General features: G+C 40.5%; 13 protein-coding genes. 5 read left to right on the forward strand and 8 right to left on the reverse strand.

Translation table 11 applies throughout. From position 1 onward, the window contains the following. Nucleotides 1–3: 3 nt before the first annotated feature. Nucleotides 4–1,971 carry a transglutaminase family protein gene (locus OC25_RS05015; protein WP_039472437.1) on the reverse strand — a complete coding sequence of 656 codons (1,968 nt, stop codon included), beginning with the start codon at nucleotides 1,969–1,971 and terminating at the stop codon, nucleotides 4–6. 184 nt (nucleotides 1,972–2,155) lie between these two features. Here OC25_RS05015 and OC25_RS05020 point away from each other — a divergent pair, with 184 nt between their 5' ends. Beyond that, nucleotides 2,156–3,109, forward strand: a complete 954-nt coding sequence (locus OC25_RS05020) for a 3'-5' exonuclease (RefSeq protein ID WP_039472440.1) — start codon at nucleotides 2,156–2,158, stop codon at nucleotides 3,107–3,109. Between the two features lie 117 nt (nucleotides 3,110–3,226). Beyond that, nucleotides 3,227–5,086: a M1 family metallopeptidase gene (locus OC25_RS28100; protein ID WP_039472442.1), complete on the forward strand. Its 1,860-nt coding sequence runs from the start codon at nucleotides 3,227–3,229 to the stop codon at nucleotides 5,084–5,086. Here OC25_RS28100 and OC25_RS05030 read toward each other — a convergent pair. From OC25_RS05030 to queG, 4 genes are read right to left on the reverse strand one after another with little or no spacing between them, the layout of a single operon-like run. Next, nucleotides 5,083–5,934 carry a hypothetical protein gene (locus OC25_RS05030; protein WP_052265963.1) on the reverse strand — a complete coding sequence of 284 codons (852 nt, stop codon included), beginning with the start codon at nucleotides 5,932–5,934 and terminating at the stop codon, nucleotides 5,083–5,085. The genes OC25_RS28100 and OC25_RS05030 overlap by 4 nt on opposite strands. A 10-nt stretch (nucleotides 5,935–5,944) precedes the next feature. Beyond that, entirely contained in the window at nucleotides 5,945–6,331 is a 387-nt protein-coding gene (locus OC25_RS05035) for a type II toxin-antitoxin system VapC family toxin (RefSeq protein ID WP_039472444.1), read from the reverse strand. Next, nucleotides 6,331–6,534 (reverse strand): type II toxin-antitoxin system VapB family antitoxin, encoded by a 204-nt coding sequence (gene vapB / locus OC25_RS05040; protein ID WP_039472447.1) that lies wholly within the window; start codon nucleotides 6,532–6,534, stop codon nucleotides 6,331–6,333. Before vapB ends, OC25_RS05035 begins: the two co-directional genes overlap by 1 nt. Before the next feature lie 30 nt (nucleotides 6,535–6,564). Continuing rightward, nucleotides 6,565–7,521, reverse strand: coding sequence for a tRNA epoxyqueuosine(34) reductase QueG (queG, locus tag OC25_RS05045; RefSeq protein WP_245221894.1), 957 nt, complete (start codon nucleotides 7,519–7,521; stop codon nucleotides 6,565–6,567). Nucleotides 7,522–7,635: 114 nt separating this feature from the next. Here queG and OC25_RS05050 point away from each other — a divergent pair, with 114 nt between their 5' ends. Next, a complete protein-coding gene (locus OC25_RS05050) occupies nucleotides 7,636–7,842 on the forward strand; it encodes a hypothetical protein (RefSeq protein WP_039472450.1) in 207 nt (68 codons plus the stop codon). 56 nt (nucleotides 7,843–7,898) lie between these two features. On the opposite strand, the gene OC25_RS05055 is transcribed toward OC25_RS05050, so the two are convergent. The 3 genes from OC25_RS05055 to OC25_RS05065 all read right to left on the reverse strand — a co-directional run bounded on the left by OC25_RS05055 (nucleotide 7,899) and on the right by OC25_RS05065 (nucleotide 11,906). Continuing rightward, the gene (locus OC25_RS05055; RefSeq protein ID WP_039472452.1) at nucleotides 7,899–9,407 is read right to left on the reverse strand and encodes a bifunctional GNAT family N-acetyltransferase/carbon-nitrogen hydrolase family protein; all 1,509 of its coding nucleotides are present in this window, start codon (nucleotides 9,405–9,407) and stop codon (nucleotides 7,899–7,901) included. A 551-nt stretch (nucleotides 9,408–9,958) separates the two neighbouring features. Continuing rightward, entirely contained in the window at nucleotides 9,959–10,981 is a 1,023-nt protein-coding gene (ruvB, locus tag OC25_RS05060; RefSeq protein ID WP_039472455.1) for a Holliday junction branch migration DNA helicase RuvB, read from the reverse strand. Nucleotides 10,982–11,012: 31 nt separating this feature from the next. Further along, entirely contained in the window at nucleotides 11,013–11,906 is an 894-nt protein-coding gene (locus tag OC25_RS05065; RefSeq protein ID WP_039472457.1) for a 3-hydroxyacyl-CoA dehydrogenase family protein, read from the reverse strand. A gap of 559 nt (nucleotides 11,907–12,465) precedes the next feature. Here OC25_RS05065 and OC25_RS05070 point away from each other — a divergent pair. After that, on the forward strand, nucleotides 12,466–15,576 hold the full coding sequence (locus OC25_RS05070) for a SusC/RagA family TonB-linked outer membrane protein (protein ID WP_052265964.1): 3,111 nt from the start codon (nucleotides 12,466–12,468) through the stop codon (nucleotides 15,574–15,576). 11 nt (nucleotides 15,577–15,587) lie between these two features. Next, complete coding sequence (locus OC25_RS05075) at nucleotides 15,588–17,183, forward strand: SusD/RagB family nutrient-binding outer membrane lipoprotein (protein WP_039472633.1); 1,596 nt, start codon at nucleotides 15,588–15,590, stop codon at nucleotides 17,181–17,183. Nucleotides 17,184–17,198 lie beyond the last annotated feature (15 nt).

Below are 17,198 nucleotides of genomic sequence, written 5' to 3' on the forward strand. Positions count from 1 at the left end.
AATTTACTTCTTTAATAAAAATTCAGTCTTTTGGTTCTGGATAATACGGCTATAAAATTCTTTTAAGAAAAGATATTCTTCCGGTTGGTAAATAGCATTGTTAAACTGCAAAATCTGGTTTACACTTATGGTATCTTCTTCTAATTTGCTCGATAGCAGATACCTGCCACCATTATTTGGTAAGCCAATGGCCATATCTTTCGGTTTTTCCAATAATTGATATTTCGCTGGTAAAGTAATATTCATGGTAATGCGCTCGTCCGATCCCGAACCTAAATCAACGGGGTAGGTACGTTCGTTTAAGTTGAAAGGATTTTTAGAAATGGGGTTGATGAAAAACGGGCTAAAGTAAAACTGATTCTGGTTAGTGCCATCATTTATGGTAAACTCAACTTCGTATTTTTCGGTTAGCATGTTTTCTACGCTATCGAGGTTCGAAATCTGGTGATCTGTTATTTTAATCCGTGTTAAACGCTCATCCAGTTTTTCTACATATTCATCTGGAGAGGTGTAACGCAAAATATCGCGTCTTTTATTGAAAGCCGAGTATCCCATCGAATGCGTAGTAAGTGTGCCTACAATTTTACCATCGGTTGTCATTTTTCCAGAAAGGATGTAGTTGGTAACCGATTTCTGACTGGCTTTAAGATCTATCCAGTATGAAGGTTTTTTTAGGTTAATTACCCGGCCCTGGTCGTTAATACACCTTAAAGGCAAAAGTCCGAAGGGTAGAAGTGGCTCTGTTGCATCCAGCAAATAACTTTTATCGCCAATATTTACTTTGGCCACCAGATAATTGAAATCGCTCATTACGGGGTAAAGCTTGTTAACCGTTCCGTTATCGCGGGTAGAAAGAATAACTGCCTCTGCATCTAAATCTGCCGCCGAAAGCGCGGCAATTAAACTCAGGTTGATGTCTGCTACATTACCAGAACGTGTTTCGAGCGCTTTTTTAATGTTATCGGTCGAATATTTGCCGTAGTAGTTATCCCATTTAATTTGTTTTTTAATGTAATTGAAAACGGCCTGAGCTTTTTCGAGCTCATTTGTTGCTCCTTTCGTTATTCCGGGAATAAGGTCTTTAAAAAGATCTTTTCGCTTCATCTGCGAACCCAGGTTTTTTTCAGACGATAAGTCGTTATCGATATCTTTCCAGGTTTTGGTATAAGAAGTTTTACCTCCGTTTAAATTCTGCACATCAGAAAGTTCAAAGTAAATGGCCGATTTGAAATTGCTGGGCGCCGTCATATTGTCTTCTTCAATAAAAGCCGGAACGTTTTTCATGAGGTAGGTAATTTTCGAACAATCGATAGCGGCGCCAGATAAACGCAAACATTCTTTGCTCAGTTCTACCTTTTGATCGGTAAGTTTCTGAAAGCCCCGGAGTGAAACATTATAGTTGTAAATACCAGGAATATAAACCAGGTACTCGCTGTGCACTTTAGGAATATCGCCCTGAAACTCCCAGGTTTTAAAATTAAACAGGTTTGGCGATTTTAAGGTATAACTGTATTCAATTACTGAGCCTTCTTTCAGATTGGGGAGCGTAAATTTGGTTAAGCGGGTATATTTTGATCTGTTTTCGGTAAAAACCGCTTTTCTGTCCATTACGGTTTCCACAAAATTGTTATCGATAAAGTTAAATGTAGAGGCTTTTAAATCACTAATGGTTTCTTCGCGACTATCATCTTTATACATCGGAATTACAATATTGGCCTCTTTAAAGCCCTCTTTATTGTAAATCTTCATTTTTACATGATGTTCGAAAACCAGCACGAGGCTGTGTGTATTGTCATCAAGCTGGATAGATGCGTTGCCAAATTCCTTTAAAACGATAGCGTTGGCATTACTATCGAGTGTTTTTCTGTCAAACTGGTAATCATCATGGGTAATAGCTCCGTAGGTAAAATTTTGAGCATAAGCACTTAACGATAAAAAAAACAGGAAAAACAAGATGGATATATTCTTCATTAGAGCGTATATAAATTGGCGCAATTTAGGTGTAGCAATTAAGATTCTAAAATAATTTGAAAATTAAATTTATAAATTAATAAAGTGGTTTTATAGAACTAATGAAACCTTTTTAGCATTTTTGAAAAAAAGAATTTGACATGCCGATCCTAAATCTAATGTCGCCAATCTCACATCAAAAGAAATGAAATTAAATTTAAAGCGCCCTTTAGCATTTTTTGATTTAGAAGCTACCGGAATAAATGTCGGAGCCGACAGAATTGTAGAAATTGCAATTTTAAAGGCCATGCCAGATGGAACTGAAACTGTTAAAACCTGGCGTGTGAATCCAGAAATGCCTATTCCGTTGCAAACTTCCTTAATTCATGGGATTTACGATGAGGACGTTGCTAATGAGCCTACTTTTAAAGCCCTCGCGGCAGAAATTGCCGGATTTATTGGCGATAGCGATCTGGCTGGGTATAACTCCAATAAATTTGATATCCCCATGCTTTTAGAAGAATTTTTAAGGGCTGAGATTGACTTCGATATGAACGACCGCAAATTTGTGGATGTACAAAATATATTCCACCAGATGGAGCAACGCACCTTAAAGGCGGCCTATAAATTTTACTGTCAGGAAGATTTGGTTAATGCCCACGCGGCCGAAGCAGATGTAATTGCCACTTATAAAGTGTTGCTCGGGCAGTTAGAGATGTATAAAGAAACCGAGTTTGAAAACAAACAAGGCGTGAAAAGTATTCCGGTGGTAAATGATGTAGAAGCGTTACATGTTTTTACAAACATCAATAAACCTGTTGACTTTGCCGGTCGTATGGTATACAACGAAAACGATGAGGTATGCTTTAATTTCGGTAAACACAAAGGTAAAACTACCGCACAGGTGTTTGCTGTTGAACCCAGCTACTATGCCTGGATGAAACAAGGCGATTTTCCTTTATATACCAAAAAGAAACTGGATGAGGAATGGGCTAAATTTAACGCGAAGAAAAACGAAAATAAAGCCCCAAGACCGCAAAACACTGCGCCAGCCAATAAACCCTATTTTCAAAAAAAGCCACAGCCAAAACCAGAAAAACCTGCTCAACCCATTAACAACGATATGTTGGAGCAGCTGAAAATGAAGTTTGGGAAATAGAGACTTTGGTTAATTGTTTAATCGGTTAACTGGTTAATTGTTGTATTGCTTGATTAATTGATTACAATTAGATTAAGTCGAACGCTAAACGCCAGGCGCCATGCTCCAAGCCAAAAAATGAAACGTATAAAATTATTAGGCCTTTTACTTTGCTCGGCGATATACACGAGCGCGCAAACGCAACTACCTATTGAACCGGTATTTCAGCAGACCTACCAAAAGGAAACCAGAAGCACCAGTGGTAAGCCCGGAAAAAATTACTGGCAAAATTCGTCAAAGTACGATATTCAGGTAAATTTTAACCCCGTTAGCCGTTTGCTTAAAGGTAAGGTGCAGGTAGTGTATACCAACAATAGTCCAGATACCTTAAAGGAAATCTGGTTTAAGCTTTACCCAAACCTCTACAAAAAAGGTACACCAAGGAAAGCTAAATTCTCAGAATCTGATTTGGGTGAAGGTGTAGCCATCGAAAAAATGGCTGCTAACGGCAAAACCATTACCGGCTTTAAAATCGACGGCACGAATATGACTGTAGATGTTCCGGCAGTATTGCCTGGGAAAACCATCAGTTTCGCTATTGAGTACAACTATACTTTAAATAAGGGGTCGCACATGCGTACAGGTCAGGTAGATGAAGGTTCGCATTTTGTGGCTTATTTCTTTCCGCGCATTGCTGTTTACGACGATGTAGATGGTTGGAACAAATTCCCTTATACGGGTGCTGAAGAGTTTTACAATGATTTTGATCAGTTTAATGCAGCCATTACCGTGCCGGGTGGTTACGGCGTTTGGGCAACCGGCGATTTGAAAAATCCGAATGAGGTTTTCCAAAAGGATGTGGTGAGCAGAATGTTATCGGCAGAGAAAAATGATGCGGTAATTGATGTGATTACGGATAAGGATCTGGCTGATAAGAAAGTAACTCAACCCAATGCATTTAATACTTTTAAGTTTGAAGCAAAAAATGTAACCGATTTTGTGTTTGCCTTGAGCGACCATTACCTCTGGAAATCGAGTAGTTTAGTGGTAGACCCTAAAACAAAGCGACGTACACGTGTTGATGCCGTTTTTAATCCAAAGCATAAAGATTATTATGAAGTGATTGATTTTGCCCGTAAAACGGTCGAATCGATGAGTTACACTTTTCCGAAATGGCCTTTTCCGTATAACCACGAAACAATTTTTGATGGTTTAGACCAGATGGAATATCCCATGATGGTGAATGATAATCCGGTAGATAACCGCACAGATGCCATTACGCTAACCGACCACGAAATTTTTCATACCATGTTTCCTTTTTACATGGGTATTAACGAAACCAAGTATGGCTGGATGGACGAAGGTTGGGCAACCATAGGTGAGTGGTTAATTTCGCCAATGATCGATCCAACTATTGTGGATGAGTATGGTGTACAACCAACGGCATCTACCTCTGGCGGCAAAGATGATACACCGATTATGACCTTAACGCCTGATTTAAAAGGATCGGGTACTTTTACCAATTCGTACCCAAAACCAGGCTTAGCTTATCTTTTTGTTAAAGATTATCTGGGTGATGAGCTGTTTATTAAAGCTTTACATACTTATATCAGAAACTGGAATGGCAAACATCCTATGCCATACGATTTCTTTAACAGCATAAACGAAGGTAGCGGCAAAAACCTGAACTGGTTTTGGAAAGCCTGGTTTTTTGAAGATGGCGTAACCGATATGGCCATAAAGGCTGTAGATAAAACCGCCGATGGCTACTCGATTACTGTTGAGAATAAAAGTGTTAAGCCTTTGCCTATTGATTTAACTTTAACCTATGCTGATGGTAGCACAGAAAAGCACCACAGTACCATAGGCGTTTGGGAAAATGGTAACAAGCAGGTTAAAGTTGAAATAAAAACAACAAAAAAACTAAATAAGGTAGTAATGGGTAGTGCCCATGTACCCGATAAAGTAAAAAGTGATAATAGTTTCTCGGTAAACTAATAAGATTTAAATAGTGGGTAGTAAGGCTTGTTAATTGGGCCTTCATCACTAAAAGCCTTACAAAGTTCAGCCTCTCTTAAAGCTTTTTTAAGAGAGGTTTTTTTATTGTTGATGAAAATTTTGTTTTGGATTAAACGCACTCCATGGCTGTAATCAGCCCAGGTATTAGTGTGTTTGTTATACACGGGCTGTATGGCTTTGCCATCGGGTTTATGCCAGCCATAGATAACTACCCGAGGGGTAGCTTCTCCGTAGATTTTATTCGAAATGATTATATCTTTTTTATTTCCGGCAGTTAAACTTCCAGCCTGATGGCTTGGCAGGAAATTTTTAATTTGCTGTTGTATTGAATCGGTATGCGCTATAAAAACCGGTAGGGTAGTCATGGCTTTGGTTGGCGGTATCGGTTGTGGCCTCAGCTTTATAGTAGCCTGATCATAGATGTGATCAACAATGGCTTTAGTTGGAAGTATGCATTTAGCAAGTCTGGCCACTTTTTGGGCTAAAATAGGCGTCATGGGCACATAGAAGTAGTCTTCGTTACTACCTATTGCAAAATAATCAGGTAGCACATAATAGCGAATCTGATAAGTTTTATTACTTTCCTGTTCAGTCCAGTGTAAATCGACGGGTACCAGTTTTCTTAAAAAATCAGGAACATTCCCATCTTTAATTTGCCTGAAAATAATTTTTTCGCGATTTACCAGGCTCAGGCTGCTGTCGCTGATGCGCTCTGCAAATGCACTGCCGGTTAAAGCTTCGGGTTTTCTTTTACTGAGTTTAAGCTCTTGTGCGTTTACAAAGGAGATGGATATGGCCAAAAATAGAATGGTGAGATACCGCTTCATTAGTATATTCCTAATATTGAACCATTTGTCTTTTGTATGCTGTAAAATAATTATCTACACTTGCAACGCTAAGGTTCTCGCTAATTGATTGTGCGATAATTAATCTGTCAAATGGATCGTTATGATGGTGTTCTAAAGTTGTAAGCTGCAAAATATGATTTAGTGTAATAGGTAATATATCAAACCCACTAGCCTCGGTAATATTAAAAAATTCTTCAATACTTGAATTCAGAATCAGCCTACCAAGTGAGTATTTAATTGATAGCTCCCAATAAGTTGCAATACTAACAAAACATTTATTGTTGGAATCTTCTATGATACGCTTTAATCTCTTAGGGAGTTTGGCATCATTTGTAATGAACCAAATTACAATATGTGTATCAATTAGGATATTCATTAAAGATAATCTTCAAAACCATCGATAGGATCATTAAAGTTATCTTTCACGCTGACTAATCCTTTTGCCAGACCAGCAGTTCGCTTTTGCTTATCGCTTTTCTGCTGTTGCTTTGCCATTAAGGAATCTATATAATCTGATACCCGCTTCTTCAGTTCAATAGGCAAATCTGCTAGTTTCGTATAGAGTTGAATATCAGTCATGATATCAAATTTATGAAAAAGATTTTAAAACTATTCAGGCTTTAAAAAATCAATATTCCTTTTTAGCCCGGCAAATTTGGTGCGTTTAACTGCTGACCCTTTAAAAACCTTTTTAAAAACTTCATCAGTAATTTCTGTGAGATCCTTAGCGCTCAAATCCAGTAAGCCGCTCTCAGGCTTAAAGGCTGCTTCGTTGTGTGCTTTGGAGAAGCGGTTCCAGGGGCAAACATCCTGGCAAATGTCGCAGCCAAACATCCAGTTGCTCATTTTATCTTTAAACTCTGCCGGGATTTCGTTTTTAAGCTCTATGGTTAAATAAGAAATACATTTACTGCCATCAACTACCTGCGGAGCAATAATCGCGTCGGTAGGGCAGGCATCTAAACAGCGCGTACAGCTACCGCAGTAATCGGCCTGGTAAGGATGATCGTAATCCAGCTCCAGATCAATGATCAACTCGGCCAGAAAGAAAAATGAACCACTGCTTTTACTGATCAGGTTAGAATTTTTACCAATCCAGCCAATGCCCGATTTTTTCGCCCATGCGCGATCTAAAACCGGTGCCGAGTCAACAAAAGCCCTGCCCGAAACTTCACCAATGTTGGTTTCTATAAAATGGGTAAGCTCTTTTAACTTGTCTTTTATTACAGTGTGGTAATCCTGACCGTAGGCATATTTAGAGATTTTTGGCGCATCAGGATCACTTTGTGTTTCGTCGGTATAGTAGTTTAACGAAAGGGAGATTACTGATTTTGCACCCTCTACCAACAATCTCGGATCGAGGCGTTTATCGAAGTAATTTTCCATATACTTCATTTCGCCATGGTGGTTTTGGCTCAGCCATTTTTCCAGGCGGGGTGCTTCTTCTTCCAGAAATTCTGCCTTGGCAATACCGCAGGCCAGAAAGCCCAGACGCAGTGCCTCGTCTTTTATCAGTTGGCTATATTTTGCAGAATTGTTGTACACCAGCCTGCAAAGATAAGGCATAGGATTAAAACATTTTTACTAATCGCTTGTTCTAAATACAGAAACTAAAAATAGCTTGTAGTTTTTCAAGAACCGGAATTTGACCAGCTAGACTAACAATTTAATCTTAATATTATGGAAAATATAGATCCAAAACATACGGAAACTGGAGGAGCTCACAGACCTATAGAAAAAGATTACGAAGGCCATAAAGATAATCCTGGACCTGCCAAGCCAGCGATTACCGAGAAAGATGTAAATGGCGCAGGACAAGCCTTAAAATGGGTTTTGCCTATATTGATTATTATTGCCTTAATTGTATGGTTCGCCATGCGTAAATAAGGACTTTATGGTTAGATTAAATGCCGGTTAGCCCACAGCAACCGGCATTTTTTATGCTATTTTAAGAGTTTCACCTGATAAAGATCATTTCTTCTGTCTTTTAAGATCTTTACGGTACCATAATGGTGCAATTCATCCAGCAGGTGCAGGTCTACATCAACTACCAGAACCATTTCTGTATTGGGCGTTGCTTCGGCCTTAATGGCATTGGTAGGAAAGGCAAAATCAGAAGGCGTAAAAACCGCCGATTGTGCAAATTGAATATCCATATTGTTTACTTTGGGCAAGTTACCCACACAACCTGCAATGGCTACATAACATTCGTTTTCTATAGCGCGGGCCTGTGCGCAGTGCCTTACACGGGTATAACCGTTTTGGGTATCGGTTAAAAAAGGTACAAACAAGATCTGCATACCTTGATCGGCATAAATCCTGCTTAACTCAGGAAACTCTACATCGTAGCAGATCAGGATGCCCACTTTACCACAATCGGTATCAAAAACCTGTACTTTATCGCCACCAATCATCCCGTAGTATTTCTGTTCGTTCGGTGTAATATGAATTTTGCGGTATTCATCAATTTTTCCGGTGCGGTGGCAGAGGTAGGTAGCGTTATAAAGTTTGCCGTTATCCAGCAAAGGCATACTACCGGTTATGATATTTACATTATAGCTCAGCGCATATTCATGCATTTTCTGTACAATTTCTTCCGTTTTTTCAGCCAGTTTACGCATGGCTTCAATTTCAGGTAAGTGGTTATAGGGTTGCAGCAAAGGGGTATTGAACAACTCCGGAAACATGATGAAATCTGATTTGTACCCGCTTACGGCATCCACAAAAAACTCTACCTGCTCATAAAATGATTCCATATCAGGGAAAAGGCGCATCTGCCACTGCACCAGCCCGAGGCGAATGGTCATGGCCGAGCGGGCCGAAGCATCAACTCCCTGATAATAAATGTTGTTCCATTCAATGAGGGTTGCATATTCTTTCGATTCCTTATCACCCGGAAGGTAATTCTTTAAAACTTTCCGAACGTGAAAATCGTTCGAAATCTGAAAGGTAAGCGTAGGATCATAAATCTCTTTAGCCTTCACCTTATCAATATATTGCCGTGGCGTTAAAGTTTCTGCATAAGCGTGGTAGCCCGGGATACGGCCACCGGCAATGATACTCTTTAAGTTTAAGCTTTCGCAAAGCTCTTTACGGGCTTCATAAAGCCTTCGGCCAAGTCTCAGCCCCCGGTATTCGGGATGCACAAAAATTTCGATGCCATACAAAGTGTCTCCATTAGGATTATGTGTGGAGAAAGAATAATCGCCGGTAATTAGCTTATAAGTGTGCCGGTCGCCATATTCGTCATAATCTACAATAATGGAAAGTGAGCAGGCTACTACTTTTTCATCAACGGCGATACAAAGCTGCCCTTCGGGAAAAAGGTTTAAAAGTTTGGCAATGCTCGATTTAGGCCAGATGGAGCCACCCATGCTATCGTAGGCCTGAAGCATAGATTCTTTAAGGTCTGCGTAATCCTCGAGCGTTAGTTTACGTATTTCGATGTTCATGATTTGCTTGATTTTGTATGTAATGAACACCTAAAGGCTATAAATGTTCTGATTTTTCTAATCAGGCTTCATGAAAAGTAATTGGAATATCGTTAGGGATCGTCATTCCCAACTTGATTGGGAATCGTAATGCTTTAAAAGGATGGATAGCATAGATCTAATTTTATTCGCATTGAGATTCCCGTTTGCACGGGAATGACGTTGATCTATGTGGATCGTTAAAATGTTTTCGTCATTGCGAGCTGAAGGATGGTTGTTTGCAGGAGCGAAGAAATAAATCTATTTAGCAAGTGTATTAAATGAGTTTTGCTGCAAGAATAGATTTCTCCGTTCCACTGCGTTTCAGTCGAAATGACGATTACATTTATAGTTTCTCTTTTCTTTTAGAAGAGTAGAACAATTTAGTTTTTCGTCATTGCGAGCTGAGGAATGGGTTGTGTGCAGGAGCGAAGCAATCTTTTTAGTAGACTCTCCAAAATAGCTTTGCAACTAGAATAGATTTCTGCGTTCCACTGCGTTTCAGTCGAAATGACGATTATGTTAGGTCTGTATTAAAACAATCTTCCGCTTTGCCCCGGATAATTCTTTTTCAAATGCTTATAAGCAGCTTCAGTAGCTTCACGGCCGCGCGAAGTACGCATAATATAACCTTCCTGTATTAAAAAGGGTTCATAAACCTCTTCAATTGTACCTTCATCTTCACCCACAGCGGTAGCAATGGTTTTTAAACCCACCGGCCCACCTTTAAACTTGTCGATAATGGTTGTCAGGATGCGGTTATCCATCTCATCCAGGCCATGTTCATCTACATTTAAGGCATCTAAAGCATAGCGCGCAATTTCCGGATCGATAGTACCATTTCCTTTAATCTGGGCAAAATCGCGGGTTCTACGCAATAGCGCATTGGCAATACGGGGTGTACCGCGGCTTCTGCGGGCAATTTCGTAAGCACCTTCATCGCTTATGGGTGTTTTCAGAATTTCAGACGAACGGAGTACAATGGTAGTTAACAATTTAGCATCGTAATAGGCTAGTCGCGCATTGATGCCAAAACGGGCACGTAAAGGTGCTGTTAGCAAACCCGAGCGGGTAGTAGCCCCCACAAGGGTGAATGGATTAAGCGAAATTTGCACCGAACGGGCATTGGGGCCTGTTTCGAGCATGATATCTATCTTAAAATCCTCCATGGCCGAATAAAGATACTCCTCCACCAAGGGTGATAAACGGTGAATCTCGTCGATAAACAAGATGTCGCCTTCATCTAAACCCGTTAAGAGACCTGCAAGATCACCAGGTTTATCTAAAACCGGACCAGAGGTTACTTTAATTCCGGTTGCCATTTCGTTGGCAATAATGTGAGACAAGGTAGTTTTTCCCAATCCCGGAGGACCATGTAGCAGCACATGATCCAAGGCTTCACCACGAAGTTTGGCCGCCTGAACGAAAATTTTCAGGTTTTCCATCACTTTTTCCTGCCCGGTAAAATCTTCGAATGCCTGCGGCCTCAACACCCGCTCAATATCCCGATCGGTAGGGGTTAAGTGGCTTGCATTTGGATCTAGATGCTCATTCATACCGCAAATATAATATTAAATGCTAAAAAAATTAGGATTTTTTAAATTTTGCCGAAACAACAAGGTCTTTCGAACCTGCCGTATAAGTATAAAAGCCTTCTCCGGTTTTAACACCTTTTTTACCCGCTGCTACCATATTTACCAGTAAAGGGCATGGTGCATATTTAGGATTACCAAAGCCATCATGTAATACTTTTAAAATAGCCAGACAAACATCTAAACCAATAAAATCTGCCAGTTGTAATGGACCCATCGGGTGCGCCATACCCAGTTTCATTACCGTATCTATTTCATAAACCCCGGCTACACCTTCGTAAAGGGTATAAATGGCTTCATTAATCATGGGCATTAAAATGCGGTTGGCTACAAAGCCAGGGTAATCGTTTACCTCCACCGGAACTTTGGCTAAATTTTCAGATAGCGCCATAATGGTTTTGGTCGTTTCATCGCTGGTGGCGTAACCGCGTATCACCTCAACCAGTTTCATTACGGGAACAGGGTTCATAAAATGCATGCCGATTACCTTGTCGCCCCGCTTAGTTACTGCTGCAATTTGGGTAATCGAAATAGAAGAGGTGTTGGAAGCGAGTATAGCCTTTGCAGGCGCATATTGATCCAGTTCTTTGAAAATATTTAATTTCAGTTCAACATTTTCAGTAGCGGCTTCTACCACTAAATCAGCATGCGCAACACCATCTTTTAAACTGGTAAAAGTTTGTATGTTTTGAAGGGTCGAGGCTTTTTGTTCGGCAGTTAGCGTTCCTTTGCTCACTTGCCTGTCGAGGTTTTTGCCAATGGTATCCAACGCTTTAGCTAAAGCCGTTTCGTTAATGTCGATCAGGTTTACCAGGTACCCGAATTGTGCAAAGGTATGGGCAATGCCATTTCCCATTGTACCCGATCCTATAACTGCGATTTGTTTCATCATTTAAATAGATTAATGGACGAATTTACTTATTTGTATCTGACTTCTATCATACCTTAGAGATATATTCAGATCAGCGGATTGATGTAGGAATATAAGTGTTTTGGCGATTGGTTGCGTACTAATGATGTATACTTTAGTGGTTTTTTATTAGTGGGTTGTGATATTGCTGGATTGGTGGTGTAATTGTTTGGAATTTCATTAATTCGACAGAAATTACAGTGATTTTCTTCTGGATTTTAGTGTTCTTAATAAAATAATCGAAAATTTCTGTCAAAAAATGTCATTTAACAATGTTAAAACGATTTATCGATACATAAACTTAATTTATCGTTTCTTAAAATTTTAGTTACTCGCAAATTTCTTTATTAGTGGCTGAATTATTATTCGCTACAATTATTCGTGATGGACCGGATCTCCCTTCAATTTCCGGTAACAATGAAAAATTAAACTAATCATTTAACAGGTTTCAATTGATACAGGGCATGCGGTTCTGTTGCGGTACTTGTTGTGGTTAATTCTTCAAAACACATTATTAACTTATTAAACTAAAATGTAAATGAAAAGAAAACTACTAAAGTTTTTGTTGTTCTTTATTGTTTTGCTGGGGGTGAAGGCCTCAGCTCAGGAAAGGACAGTAACAGGAGTGGTCTCAGCCAAAGAAGACGGACTGCCACTGCCGGGGGTAAGTGTTAAAGTTAAAGGAACCAACAACGGGGTAACTACCGGAGCCAACGGTGCTTATTCGATCAAAGTACCATCGGGAGTACATAGTCTGGTGTTCACTTTCATCGGCTTCAAAACCAGAGAACAAAATGTAAATGCCAGAAATATCGACATCGTACTCGAATCGGATGTAAACAGTCTCGATGAAGTAGTAGTAGCTGCCGGAGGGATTAAACGTGCCGCGCGTGAGCAAGGTTATGCTTCTACCCGAGTAGATGGCGAATCGCTTACTGCAGGTAAATCACCTACCATTGCCGGCGGTTTGGCCGGTAAAGTAGCCGGATTACAAATTAATGCTGTGGGTAGCGGGGTTAATCCGAGCTATCGTTTGGTATTACGTGGAAACCGTTCTATCACGGGCAATAACCAGGCCCTGATTGTACTGGATGGTGCTGTAGTACCTAATGCTTTACTGGGCAACCTGAATCCGGATGATGTAGACGATATTACGGTTTTGAATGGTGCGAGTGGTGCTGCACTGTATGGTTCAGATGCTTCTAACGGCGCACTGATTATTACCACCAAAAAAGGCAAGCAGGGTACACCTGTAATTAAACTATCCAACACTACGGTACTGGAGCAGGTTAGTTTTTACCCGCTCTTGCAAAATAGTTTTGGTTCGGGGTCTACATCAGGTGCGCAGGTGTATGATCCGATTGAAAACCAGCAATATGGACCAGCTTTCGATGGCACATTAAGACCAATTGGCCGCGTGCTCGAAAACGGTACCCAACAATATGCTGCCTATTCAGCTACCAACGATAAGTATGATTTTTGGGATACCGGCGTCTCTAACCAGACCGATTTCTCTATTTCTGCAGCTGACGAAAAATCATCGAGCTATTTATCGGCACAATATCTTAACGGAACAGGCACTACGCCGAAAGATGAATATACCCGTATTGCTTTGAGATACAACGGATCACGGAATTTCACCAAGAATTTTACAGCCAATTACAATGCCAGTTACACACAGAATAAATATGATATTACCAGTGCAACTTCTACCATTTATAACAATTTACTAAATACACCCGCACAAATTCCTTTGTTGAGTTATAAAGACTGGCAAAATACCGGTGGTTGGGGTAATCCGGATAATTATTACAACGATTATTACGAAAACCCATATTGGGCTATCGATAATTACAGGCAAAAAACACAGAATGAATATTTAACCGGCTTGTTAGAGTTGAAATATAAAGCAACTGACTGGTTAGATTTTACCTATCGGGCAGCCATTAGTAACCGCTATTACAAAAACAAAAACAGTACTGCGGGTTATACTTATACCCAGTACACACTCGATCATTCGGCTAAAACCAACGAAAGCAGCGGCGTGTCAGATCAGATGTTGAGTACCAGTAACTTTAGCACCGACTTTTTTGCCAATATCAAAAAAGATATCAAAGATTTTTCGATCAACGCATTGGTGGGTACTTCTTTAAAAAGCTATAACTATAAATACCTCAATGCTTCTGGTAGTGGTCTACAAGTTACCGATTTGTATAACCTGGGCAACATCACCGGAACGCCTTCGGCTGATGAATCAAATTACAATACCCGTCAGTATGGCGTGTGGGCCGATGCCACCATTGGTTACAAAAAATACCTTTTCCTGCATTTAACAGGAAGAAATGACTGGGTTTCGGTATTGGCACCTGCAAACAGATCGTTCTTTTATCCTGCTGCTGATGTTTCGTTCATCCCAACAGATGCTTTTGCTTTCCTGAAAAACAGCAAGGTAATCGATTACATGAAAATCAGGGCAGGTATTTCTAAAGTAGGTAACGTTAACGTGGGTAACAGTACCAATGGCGGTGCTTATTCGCTCGAATCTACTTTCGATTCACAAACCGGTTATGGCTATGGTACAGGATACACCCCTAACAATACACTGGTTTCGAACAACCTGAAACCCGAAATAACAACAGGCTATGAAGGTGGTATCGATTTCAGGTTATTTAAAGGCCTGGTTGATGGTACGGTAACCTATTACAATACCAGCTCTACCGGTCAAGCCATTGTGGCCGGCGTGCCAATTACGACCGGCTATAGCTATTATTTGCTCAACACCGGCGAATTAACCAACGAAGGTTTGGAAACCGCCCTCCATTTTACACCAATCAGAAAAGGTGACTGGAAATTAACCCTGGGTGGTAACTATACCTACAACAACAATAAACTCGTGTCTTTATCTAACGATTTAACCCGGATTGGCGTAAGCAACAGCTCGACTATTTTTGGTCAGGTAGGTCAGGTTTACCCGGTAATTATCGGTTCCGACTATATCCGCGATCCGGAAGGCAGGGTAGTGGTTGATCAGAACACTGGCTACCCGGTTGGAAAAACTGAAGGTAATATTTTGGGAAACACCATTCCAAAGAACAGACTCGGACTTGATTTTCAGCTGAGTTATAAAGGCTTAACTTTTTCGGGCTTGTTCGAATACCGCTCCAACTATGTTCAATACAGTACAGCGGGTTCAACTTACGATTTCTCGGGTTCATCGGCCCGTAGTGCCTACTACAACAGGGAAAAATTTGTATTTCCTAATTCTTCGTACTACGATAGTACCACAGGCACCTATGTGGCCAACAATAGCATTACGGTTTCTGATGGTGGAGCAGGTTTCTGGACCAGCAGCAGTTTGTATTCGAGTGTAACCAGTAACTATGTGTATTCGGGTAATTATTGGAAACTGCGCGAACTGGCGCTATCTTATAAACTGCCATCGTCGGTATTGCGCAATGTAAAATTTATCAAATCGGCTACCATCAGTGCACAAGGCAGAAACTTATTTATCTGGATGCCGAAATCGAACGAATATGCCGATCCGGATTACAGCAATAACGGGGCAGACAGTAACGCCGTGGGGATTACCTCACTTTCGCAAACGCCTCCAACCCGTTATTACGGCGGAACTATATCATTAACTTTCTAATGACAAGAATTATGAAAAGACTTTTAAAATTATCGATCATACTGATTACTGCTTTTACGGTGCAAAGCTGTAAAAAGAGTTATCTGGATATCAACGAAAATACCAACTCAGCTACTTCATCTTCACCAAACCTGGTTTTACCTGCGGTACTGAATAACACAGCTTCAAATTTTATTACCTATTTTAATTATGGTGCCTGGATGGCTGGTTATCAAGCTAATGCAGGTGGTTACTCATTTACCGGATCGACCTTTTTTACCTATAACTGGAATTCGGGTACCAATAACGGCTTGTTTAATTCGGCTTTTACCGATTTGCGGAGTTATCAATACATCATTACTTCTACCACTGGGGTAAACAAATATGTATTGTACAATGCTGTAGCCCGGATTATGAAATCATATTATTACCAGATTCTGGTTGATGAGTATGGTAATGTTCCTTATACGGAAGGGCTTGCTGGTGTAGATAACCTGACACCACATTACGATGATGCCGCTACGGTTTATAAATCGCTGGTTACCGAAATTGATGCCGCCATTAAAGACCTGCAAACTTATGGTTCGAGCTCGGTGGTAAGTGCATTGGGCAGTGCCGATATTGTATTTAAAGGTGATGCAACCAAATGGATTAAATTTGCCAACAACATTAAACTGCGCATTTTAACACGTGCGCAAGCCGGAACGTTGGCTGCTTATGCATCAAGTGCATTTGGTACTTTCTCTGCCGAAGGTTTTTTAACCGATGATGTAACCATTAATCCGGGCTATGTAAGTACAAGTGCCCGTCAAAATCCTTTGTGGAATACCTATCACTCTTCTTATACCGGTAGTAACGGCGCTTATGCAGCACAACAAATTCCTACCCGCTGGATTTTTTCGTTCTACAACGGCACCAAATTGTCGGATGCAACGCGTGGCGCTTTAATTTATAAGAATTATGCAGCCGGTACCACACCGATTAACCAACTGGGTAATGAAACGAATGTAAGTTCATGGATTTCGGGATATCCGGCCTGGTACATTGGAGTAGGTACAGCGCTGAATGCACCAGAAACGCAGGGCATTATTAAAAGCAGGGTAATGGGACAATTAATTATGCCAGCGGCAGAAACTTATTTCCTGCTGGCTGAAGCGGCCTTAAATGGTCATACCTTATCTGGTGATGCCGCTACGAATTTCGATAATGGGATTAAGGCATCTTACAATTATCTCCAAAAAACGGGTGCCAGTACCACTTCTGCTAGTACGGCTGTTTTAGATGCTTACCTAACTGCCTATAAAACAGCAAATGCAGGTAATTATCTGGTGAATTATAGCGCTGCAACTACTGCTGCACAACGTTTAGAAGCCATTATTACCCAAAAATATATTGCGCTGAACTTTGTTAATGGCTACGAGGCCTGGCAGGAGTACAAAAGAACCGGTTATCCAGCCATTTCTGGTACGGGAGCTACCACCACTTTTGTTTCGCTGCAGTCTTCTGCAACTTCGGCCGATAAACTTCCGGTTAGAAACCTGTACCCAACTACCGAATATAATCTTAATCCAAACGTACCAACGGGTTTAAGTGCCTATACTTCGAAGATTTTTTGGGATGTTAACTAATTGATTTTTAAACAG

It is taken from the genome of Pedobacter kyungheensis, from assembly GCF_000812965.1.
Classification (GTDB): domain Bacteria; phylum Bacteroidota; class Bacteroidia; order Sphingobacteriales; family Sphingobacteriaceae; genus Pedobacter; species Pedobacter kyungheensis.

What these genes read in the sequence shown, in the direction of transcription:
- OC25_RS05015 (WP_039472437.1), bottom strand. Translation starts at nt 1,971, where the DNA reads ATGAAGAATATATCCATCTTGTTTTTCCTGTTTTTTTTATCGTTAAGT.
- OC25_RS05030 (WP_052265963.1), bottom strand. Translation starts at nt 5,934, where the DNA reads ATGAAGCGGTATCTCACCATTCTATTTTTGGCCATATCCATCTCCTTT.
- OC25_RS05050 (WP_039472450.1), top strand. Translation starts at nt 7,636, where the DNA reads ATGGAAAATATAGATCCAAAACATACGGAAACTGGAGGAGCTCACAGA.
- ruvB (WP_039472455.1), bottom strand. Translation starts at nt 10,981, where the DNA reads ATGAATGAGCATCTAGATCCAAATGCAAGCCACTTAACCCCTACCGAT.
- vapB (WP_039472447.1), bottom strand. Translation starts at nt 6,534, where the DNA reads ATGACTGATATTCAACTCTATACGAAACTAGCAGATTTGCCTATTGAA.
- OC25_RS05020 (WP_039472440.1), top strand. Translation starts at nt 2,156, where the DNA reads ATGAAATTAAATTTAAAGCGCCCTTTAGCATTTTTTGATTTAGAAGCT.
- OC25_RS28100 (WP_039472442.1), top strand. Translation starts at nt 3,227, where the DNA reads ATGAAACGTATAAAATTATTAGGCCTTTTACTTTGCTCGGCGATATAC.
- OC25_RS05065 (WP_039472457.1), bottom strand. Translation starts at nt 11,906, where the DNA reads ATGAAACAAATCGCAGTTATAGGATCGGGTACAATGGGAAATGGCATT.
- OC25_RS05075 (WP_039472633.1), top strand. Translation starts at nt 15,588, where the DNA reads ATGAAAAGACTTTTAAAATTATCGATCATACTGATTACTGCTTTTACG.
- queG (WP_245221894.1), bottom strand. Translation starts at nt 7,521, where the DNA reads ATGCCTTATCTTTGCAGGCTGGTGTACAACAATTCTGCAAAATATAGC.
- OC25_RS05055 (WP_039472452.1), bottom strand. Translation starts at nt 9,407, where the DNA reads ATGAACATCGAAATACGTAAACTAACGCTCGAGGATTACGCAGACCTT.
- OC25_RS05035 (WP_039472444.1), bottom strand. Translation starts at nt 6,331, where the DNA reads ATGAATATCCTAATTGATACACATATTGTAATTTGGTTCATTACAAAT.
- OC25_RS05070 (WP_052265964.1), top strand. Translation starts at nt 12,466, where the DNA reads ATGAAAAGAAAACTACTAAAGTTTTTGTTGTTCTTTATTGTTTTGCTG.